Below are 7,954 nucleotides of genomic sequence, written 5' to 3' on the forward strand. Positions count from 1 at the left end.
AGCCTCCTTCCTATGCTTCCACATAAACCGCATCAAAGTTACAGTTGTCCTTACAGGAACCGCACTTGATACATACGTCATTGTTGATGTGATATGGGGATTTGATCTTTCCGCTGATCGCACCTGCCGGGCAGTTCTTTGCACATTTGCCGCAGCCGATACAGAATTCCGGATTAATGTGGAATTTACGAAGTGCTGTACAGACTTTTGCACGGCATTTCTTGTCGCGGATATGCTCCTCATATTCATCACGGAAGCGTTTCAGTGTACTGATAACAGGAAGCGGGGCACTCTTGCCGAGACCGCACAGAGCCATGCTCTGAACCATGGTCGCAAGTTCTTCCAGTTCGTCGAGATCGGACATCTCGCCCTTGCCATCTACGATCTTCTCGAGGATCTCGAGCATACGTTTGGTACCCTCACGGCACGGAACGCATTTACCGCAGCTCTCACGCTGTGTAAAGTTCATGAAGAATCTGGCAACTTCAACCATACAGGTATTCTCATCCATAACTACGAGACCGCCGGAACCCATGATCGCATCAAGAGATTTGACAGAGTCAAAGTCCAGAGGACGGTCGATCTGATCTTCGATCAGACATCCACCGGATGGTCCACCGATCTGTACGCCCTTGAATGCAGCGCCGCTCTTGAGACCGCCGCCGATGTCGTAAATGATATGACGGAGGCTAGTTCCCATAGGAACCTCGATAAGACCGGTATTCTCGATCGCACCGGTAAGGGAGAATGTCTTGGTTCCCGGGCTTCCCTCTGTTCCGATGGTACGGAACCAGTCAGCACCCTGAAGGATGATCTTCGGAACGTTGGCATAAGTTTCTACGTTATTGAGGACAGTTGGTTTCTCCCAGAGTCCCTTCTCTACAGTACGAGGTGGTTTGACACGTGGCATGCCTCGTTTGCCTTCGATGGATGCGGTAAGGGCGGAACCTTCACCACAAACGAACGCACCGGCTCCACGGTTGATATGTAAGTGGAAGTTTACACCAGAACCGAGGATGTTATCGCCGAGGAGTCCATAAGCCTCTGCCTGCTCGATCGCCATGCGGAGACGCTTAACAGAAAGCGGATACTCTGCACGAACATAAATATAACCATTCTCTGCGCCTACAGCGTATGCGGCGATGGTCATACCTTCGATCATCTTGTATGGATCACCTTCCATTACGGAACCATCCATAAATGCACCCGGGTCACCTTCATCACCGTTACATACTACGTAGCGTACTTTTTCTTTCTGGCGTGCAACCTGAGACCATTTCTTGCCGGCCGGGAAACCAGCGCCGCCACGTCCGCGAAGTCCGGATTTGGTCACTTCATCGATGACATCCTGTGGAGTCATGTCGAAGAAAGCTTTGGCCATAGCCTGGAAGCCGCCTACTGCGATATATTCATCAATGGATTCCGCGTTGATATTTCCGCAGTTTTCCAGAACGATCCTGGTCTGCTGATTCAGGAAAGGAATGTCTGACGGATGAGGACAGACTGTATCATGGTCACGGTAAAACAGACGGGTAACCGGTTCTCCTTCCATTACAGTGCGCTCTACGATCTCCTTGCAGTCCTCTACCTGCACATGTACGTACTGGTAATCATATGGTTCAATCTTCATCAGAGGTCCAAGTTCACATAAGCCCTGGCATCCGGTCTTGACAACGCCGACATGCGGAACGTCCTTCTGCATTTCTACGCTTACCCAGTCGAGATTCTCACACAGTTTCGCCATCTCGTCGTAAATCTTCTGCGCGCCGGAGGCGATACATCCGGTACCTGAACAGACAAGCACACGACAGGTAAAAGTTTCCAGGGTATTCTTTGCTTCGGCCTGCTTCTGGAGCAGATCTTCTTTACTCACAATACTCATACCGTCTCACCTCTCAATTCGTTTAACAGATCAATAGCTTTCTCAGGGGTCATCTTCGGATGTACTTCGTCATTTACGGTAAGAGTCGGTGCGAGTCCGCATGCACCAAGACAGGAAACCGTTTCTACTGTGAAAAGCATATCATCCGTTGTATGCTTCTTGTTGCTGAGTCCAAGCTCCTTCATGAGAGCTTCCTTGACAGGCATGGATTTACGCACATGACAGGCTGTTCCGTCACAAACCTTGATCACATATTTGCCTTTCGGCTCAAAGGAAAAGTTCTCATAAAAAGTAGCGACGCTGTATGCCTTCGCCTCGGTCACTCCAATCTTGGATGCAACATAGGTCAGAAGCTCTCCCGGCAGGTAGCGGTACTCCGCCTGGATATCCTGCATGATCGGAATCAGTGATGCTGCTTTCGGTCCGTAATGCTCGATGATCTCATCTGTCTTCGTGTAATAAGACTGATCTAACATTCAATTCCCTCCTTGTTAAAAATTTGCTTTTGTCTGCGCCCATTATTTTGTATAATTTACACAGCCTTGTTGTATTTCATTATACATTAAGCAGTCAAATTATACAAGTGAAATATAGGAAAATTGAATTAATTTATTCATGTTTTTATGTTTTTCGTATTATTGTGTATTTTTTAACAGATTTTATAATTTTTTATCAATCTATTTCGCTATAGTAAAGTGTTTCTCATTTTGTTTCTCTTATGTGCTTCGAAAAGTACAGGAATTTTGCATTTTCGGATTGATTTTGGGAATTCTTTCCTATATTATAGGGAGCGGTAGATGAATATTTTTCTTATTTAAGGAGATGAAATAGATATGCGAAATTATGATACCCCAGTCAGAGAGATCCGACACCAGGTTTATACTGAAGTGGCAAAGGCCGGATTTGAATCTTCTGACGAAAGCCTGATCCATGATATTGAATCCATCCCATACAATATCGTCAGTGAAACTGCCCAGTATCGTGAGAGTATTTACAGAGAACGTGCCGTTGCAAGCGAAAGAGTCCGTCTCGCCATGGGGCTTTCTCTTCGCCCGGAAAGCAAGGCGGTCCATCTGACCGACGGTCTTGCTGCCAGCAATATCAATGAGAAATATTATGAGCCGCCTCTTATGCAGGTGATCCCGTCTGCATGTGCAGCCTGTCCTCCGAACAAATACATTGTCAGCAACATGTGCCGCGGATGTGTTGCCCATCCATGTATGCAGGTCTGTCCGAAGGGCGCGATCTCTATGAAGGACGGAAAGTCTTTTATCGATCAGGAAAAATGTGTAAAATGCGGAAAATGTAAAGCAGCCTGTCCTTATGATGCAATCTCCCACAACGTGCGCCCGTGCGAGCAGGCATGTGGTGTCAAGGCGATCGGAAGTGATGAGCAGGGGCGTGCGAGCATCCTGGATGACAAGTGTGTTTCCTGTGGTATGTGTATGGTAAGCTGTCCGTTCGGTGCGATCTCTGATAAATCTCAGATCTTCCAGCTTGCGCATGCGCTTCGTGACGGCGATAAGATCGTTGCGATCGTTGCACCGGCTTATATCGGCCAGTTTGGTGATGATGTGACCCCTGGCAAATTCAAGACAGCTCTGCAGGTTCTTGGTTTTTCTGATGTTCATGAGGTTGCGTTTGGTGCGGATGTCGGTGCGATCTCTGAGGCACATCATTATGCACATGAGGTTGCAACAGGAAATCTTCCGTTCCTTCTGACTTCCTGCTGTCCGTCCTGGTCCATGATGGCAAAGAAATTCTTCCCGACCATGATCGACAATATCTCACAGGAGCTGACTCCTATGGTTGCCACTGCACGTAAGGTAAAGCAGGATGATCCGGATGCGAAGGTTGTCTTCATTGGACCTTGTGCTTCCAAGAAACTGGAAGCGATGCGCCGTACTGTGCGAAGTGATGTGGATTTTGTTTTGACTTTTGAGGAACTGGATGCGATGTTTGATGCGCGTGAGATCGAGCCGGCTTCCTTTGAAGACGAAGGTTCCCTGCATGATGCTACTGCCGCCGGACGTGGATATGCGGTCGCAGGTGGTGTTGCAGGTGCGATCGAGGCCTGTCTGAAGGAATATTATCCGGAAGTTCCGGTGCATATTGAGCATGCAGAGAGCCTGGCAGAGTGTAAGAAGATGCTGGCTTTGGCGAAAGCCGGGAAACTTAAGGGCTGTATGATCGAGGGTATGGCTTGTCCTGGTGGATGTATGGGCGGTGCTGGTACGAATGTGCCGATTGCGAAGTCTTCTAAGGCGCTTAAGAAGTTTGTGGCAGGTTCTTCTAAGAAACTGCCGGCGAAAGAATTGAAGGAAATTAAGCTTTCTTGAGATTTTTTTGGAAAAAGCAAGTGTAAAAAACTTTTTTTTGCCTGGGGAATGTATTCCCCGGGCTCTTTTTTCGCTTTTGGGAAGCAAGGTAAACTGCAAAGGGACGTCGCCCGTCCCTCTGCACACCCTGGGCTGGGTGTTTGACGGGAATTTTGTTTTTTGGTCGAGGATTGTGAAAAATTTTCCTGGTGGTCCAGGCCGGGAGATTTTCGTTTGAATAGGTTGGGGATTTGGAGGGACTCCCTGAGTCAAGGTGGATTTTTGGGGGAGATTTCCCCCACGCGATATCCAGGCTCCATACCACGCTACCAAAATGCTTCCCCACACCAAAACCAATGCCGATGTTTTTCCCAAAAGCCCAGGGGTGTGCAGAGGGGACGGGCGACGTCCCTTCTGCGGTTTTGGTTTTTTACAAAAAATAAAAGAGGATATAAGGAGATGTCAAACATCTCACTTACTCCTCCTTGAGATCGCTCAGTAGCTTGAGCAATTTCTCCCCGTAGTTTGCTCCGGCGGCCCAGCCGCCTCCATTGGGATTTTCCTGCTGTCCAAGCCATTCGACGTATGGGGCACTGCCTCTTTGGACCATGTTGAAGCGGGTGTCTACGCAGTCCTGGTTGAGAGATTCGTCGCAGGCGTAGGCTTTTAAATGCTGTACCTGTGCGCGGATTCCGGTTCTTACGTCGGGGTAGGATACGCCCTGGACGCCGCCGCCTGTGGTTCCGAGTCCTGCGAAGTTGTACTGGGAGATTCCGGAATCTCCTCCGTACTGGAGCCAGCCGGTCTCGAGCATTGCCTGTTCGAAGACTACTTCTCCCCGGACACCTTCAGCATTTGCTTCTTCCAGAATGATCGTGCAGAAATCATCGATCGTCTCTGCACCGCCTTCTTTCAGAGATGCGGACGGATATTCGGATCCATGTGCATTGTACTGGGAAGTCATCTGTGCCAGGGAAACGGTTGTCGTCCCCATAATCGTGTAATAACCATAAGTATTGTCGGTGGAATCATCCACGAAATTCGGATCTGAGGTAAAATCCGGCGCGTTAAGACTGGCCGGTTTGTGGATCTGGCCTTCGCCGGAAAGATCGGATACTTCATCTTCTGCCTTTGTATCTGAACTTCCAAATACGCTCGTCTCTCCATTATCCCCAGACGCCAGACAAGGTGCCCCTGTTATAAGGGCACCTGCCAGTATCATCTGTGAACAAAAGAGCATTGCTTTTTTGTTTCGAATCATCCATTTACCTTTCTCATTGCAGCTTCTACTACATGTCCTACAAGAACGGATGTGGTAACGCTTCCAACTCCGCCAGGAACTGGTGTGATCGCATCAACAATCGGCTCAACTGCAGCGTAGTCAACGTCTCCACAGAGTTTGCCTTCTGCATTTACGTTGATACCTACATCGATGATGGTCTGTCCTTCTCTGACATAATCAGCACCAACAACGCCTGCGCGTCCGGCTGCTACGATCACGATGTCTGCTTCTTTTGCAACAGACGGCATATCAACGGTTCTTGTGTGGCAGATCGTTACGGTTGCGTTTTTCTTAACCAGCATCATGGCTGCCGGTTTTCCAACTACAAGGCTTCTTCCGATAACAACGGCTTTTTTGCCTGTGCAATCGATTCCGTAATGATCCAGGATCTCCATGCATGCCTGTGGTGTACATGGCGGGAAACCGATTTTTTTGCCGGTGAATACCCCGGACATGGAAAGATCTGTCATACAATCAACGTCTTTTTCTGCAGCAAGTGCATTTTCGATCACTGCCTGATCCAGATGTTTCGGAAGCGGACGGAACAGAAGAACGCCGTGGATGTGGTCGTCTTTGTTTACTTTGTCGATGGTTGCAAGGAGTTCTTCCTGAGTCACATCTCCCGGAAGAAGGATCTTCTCACATGCCACGCCAAGAGTCTCGCAGCGTTTTGTTGCTCCTCTTTCATAAGAAATATCGCTTGGGTTTTCGCCAACACGAATGATGCAGAGTGTCGGGTTTACGCCTTTGCCCTGTAATTCTGCTACATTTGCTTTGATCTTTTCATTCAGTGCTGCTGTTACTTCTTTACCTAATAACTGCTTTGCCATTTTTGTATTTCCTCCGCTATTTTGTTGCTGATTATTTTAATCTGCCAAGAACGCTTTCGAATGTCTCATCTGCCATCTTGGTGTATTTCTCAAGCATTGCGTCTGCTTTTTTGTTGAGTTCTTCTGCGTATTCTCTGTCTGCCATGGATTTTGTATTGATGTAGACATTCAGGCTGGCACCCTGTAATGCTGCTTTGCAGAAAGCTGCTCCAACACCGGCATCACTGATCGCCAGTTTTGAACCCTTTGCGCCGAATTCAACGATCAGCTCGATCGCTTCACAGCATTTCTCCATGATCTCCATCGGTACGGAGCAGGCATCTTTCAGCACGATCTCCATAACACGGGCTTTTTCTGCTTTTTCTTCTTCGGTTTCTTTTGGCATACCATATGCTTTGGAGAGCGGCTCAAAAACTTCTGCGTCTCTTTCGATCAGACGAAGGAAGTCTTTCTGGAGCTGGTCGCATTTTGCTTTGAGCTCCCACATTTCGTCTTCTACGTCTGCATATTTTTTCTTACCTACGGTAAGACTGCCTACCATATTGCCAAGTGCAGTTCCAACTGCACCAACCAGCGCTGATGCACCGCCGCCGCCCGGTACCGGGGCTTTAGAAGCGAGAACTTCGACGAATTCTGTGCATGTACTTGTAGAAAATCCCATTTTTTCTCCTCCTGAAAAAAGTGACCCGATAAAAGAGGGGTCTTTTATGATTTTTCTTTCTTCTTTTTTATAATAATTTTTTTCATATTTGGAAATATGGAAACCTGCGAGGGGAGGGCACTCAAAGTTGCGAAGGCCGTTCTCCCCTCGCGCTCCCCTCCTGGCCACGCCCGTATCTTGCACCGCTTGTGGTGCAAGATACGCACAGTGCATCCAGCACTGTGGGCGCATCATCTCCAGGCTACTCAGGCGGGAAGGCTTTCCCGTGTGGAGACAGATTGTGGGCTTTTTGCCTGCACGCAAAGCGTGAGGCGGCAAAAGATGCACGGGCGCATTCGCTCTGTTCGGCTGTCACTGCGCTTTTCGCGCAGCGAAACAGCCTCAACAGTTGGCGTCGATAACGTTCTGTCTGCCTCAGCCAAGCGTGGCCAAGTAGGGGGTGTCTGAGGGGGAGCTTCGGCCTTCGCAACTTCGAGATGCTCCCCCTCAGGGTTTTCATATTTTACAAAATATCATTTTCCTTGCTTTATAAAGCAAAACCAAACCTTTTACAATCCGCTTTTATTAGAAAAGTCCAGTGATCTTGCCAGTCTCATCAACATCAATACGTTCTGCAGCAGGTACTTTCGGAAGACCTGGCATTGTCATGATCTCGCCGGTCAGGGCTACGATGAAGCCTGCTCCTGCGGAGATCTTGAGGTTACGTACGGTTACTTCGAAATCTGTCGGAGCACCGAGTTTGGTCTGGTCATCGGTCAGGCTGTACTGTGTCTTAGCCACACAGATCGGGCAGTTGCCGAAGCCGAGTGCTTCAAGCTGTTTTGCCTGTTTCTGTGCGTTTGCTGTGAGAACCACTTTCTTGCCGCCGTATACTTTCTGTACGATCTGGTTCAGTTTATCCTCGATGGAGCCTTCCAGTTCGTATGCATAAGTAAAGTCGTTTGGTTCTTCTACGAGGCGAAGAACTTCTTCTGCAAGTTT

Annotated in this window: 7 protein-coding genes; 1 reads left to right on the forward strand and 6 read right to left on the reverse strand. The window is 48.5% G+C overall.

All coding sequences use genetic code 11. The annotated features are described in order from the left end of the window. Window positions 1-10 precede the first annotated feature (10 nt). Together DXC01_RS11615 and DXC01_RS11620 are read right to left on the reverse strand one after the other, a co-directional pair. Window positions 11-1,882, reverse strand: a complete 1,872-nt coding sequence (locus DXC01_RS11615; RefSeq protein WP_118698960.1) for an NADH-quinone oxidoreductase subunit NuoF — start codon at window positions 1,880-1,882, stop codon at window positions 11-13. Next, window positions 1,879-2,358 (reverse strand): complex I 24 kDa subunit family protein, encoded by a 480-nt coding sequence (locus DXC01_RS11620; RefSeq protein WP_118698961.1) that lies wholly within the window; start codon window positions 2,356-2,358, stop codon window positions 1,879-1,881. Before DXC01_RS11620 ends, DXC01_RS11615 begins: the two co-directional genes overlap by 4 nt. Before the next feature lie 357 nt (window positions 2,359-2,715). On the opposite strand from DXC01_RS11620, the gene DXC01_RS11625 reads away from it, so the two are divergent. Then, the gene (locus DXC01_RS11625; protein WP_118698962.1) at window positions 2,716-4,221 is read left to right on the forward strand and encodes a 4Fe-4S dicluster domain-containing protein; all 1,506 of its coding nucleotides are present in this window, start codon (window positions 2,716-2,718) and stop codon (window positions 4,219-4,221) included. A gap of 454 nt (window positions 4,222-4,675) precedes the next feature. Here the strand turns inward: DXC01_RS11625 and DXC01_RS11635 are convergent, their stop codons facing one another. The 4 genes from DXC01_RS11635 to DXC01_RS11650 form a co-directional block, all read right to left on the reverse strand. Beyond that, complete coding sequence (locus DXC01_RS11635) at window positions 4,676-5,461, reverse strand: glucosaminidase domain-containing protein (RefSeq protein ID WP_118698964.1); 786 nt, start codon at window positions 5,459-5,461, stop codon at window positions 4,676-4,678. Next, window positions 5,458-6,312, reverse strand: a complete 855-nt coding sequence (locus DXC01_RS11640) for a bifunctional 5,10-methylenetetrahydrofolate dehydrogenase/5,10-methenyltetrahydrofolate cyclohydrolase (protein ID WP_022214499.1) — start codon at window positions 6,310-6,312, stop codon at window positions 5,458-5,460. The genes DXC01_RS11635 and DXC01_RS11640 overlap by 4 nt, the downstream gene beginning before the upstream one ends. A gap of 31 nt (window positions 6,313-6,343) precedes the next feature. Continuing rightward, window positions 6,344-6,973: a cyclodeaminase/cyclohydrolase family protein gene (locus DXC01_RS11645; RefSeq protein ID WP_022214498.1), complete on the reverse strand. Its 630-nt coding sequence runs from the start codon at window positions 6,971-6,973 to the stop codon at window positions 6,344-6,346. A gap of 564 nt (window positions 6,974-7,537) precedes the next feature. Further along, window positions 7,538-7,954 (reverse strand): formate--tetrahydrofolate ligase (locus tag DXC01_RS11650; RefSeq protein ID WP_118698965.1); only part of this gene is annotated, 417 nt, incomplete at its 5' end.

The sequence above is a fragment of the Blautia sp. OM07-19 genome (assembly GCF_003481595.1).
GTDB classification, from domain to species: Bacteria; Bacillota; Clostridia; order Lachnospirales; family Lachnospiraceae; genus Blautia_A; species Blautia_A intestinihominis.